Here is a 386-nt window from a genome sequence, read left to right as displayed (position 1 = left end):
GGCGATTGGGACTTTGTCTTGCACCTGCGCCTGACCAAGCTTGCCGCGCTGCTGATGGTCGCCTATGCGGTCGGCGTGTCCACTCAACTCTTCCAAACGCTGACCAACAACCCGATTCTGACCCCTTCGATTTTGGGTTTCGATTCGCTGTATGTTTTTTTGCAGACCTTGCTGGTGTTTACGTTCGGCGGCGTGGGCTATACATCCCTGCCGTTGACGGGCAAATTCGGCTTTGAACTGGTTGTTATGATGGGCGGCTCGCTGCTGCTGTTTTACACGCTCATCCGTCAGGGCGGGCGCGATTTGCCGCACATGATTTTAATCGGCGTGATTTTCGGGATTTTGTTCCGCAGCCTTTCCTCGCTGCTTTCGCGCATGATAGACCC

The 386-nt window shown here is 54.9% G+C and carries 1 protein-coding gene; it reads left to right on the top strand.

Annotated features, from left to right (window positions below; translation table 11 throughout):
* Nucleotides 1-386 (top strand): iron chelate uptake ABC transporter family permease subunit (locus HW452_RS17390; RefSeq protein ID WP_224107344.1); only part of this gene is annotated, 386 nt, incomplete at both ends.

Source organism: Vreelandella aquamarina, from assembly GCF_020075495.1.
In the GTDB taxonomy this organism is placed as follows: domain Bacteria; phylum Pseudomonadota; class Gammaproteobacteria; order Pseudomonadales; family Halomonadaceae; genus Vreelandella; species Vreelandella aquamarina_A.
The sequence above is the reverse complement of the archived record's forward strand: the minus strand, read 5'-3'. Positions and strand labels throughout refer to the sequence as shown.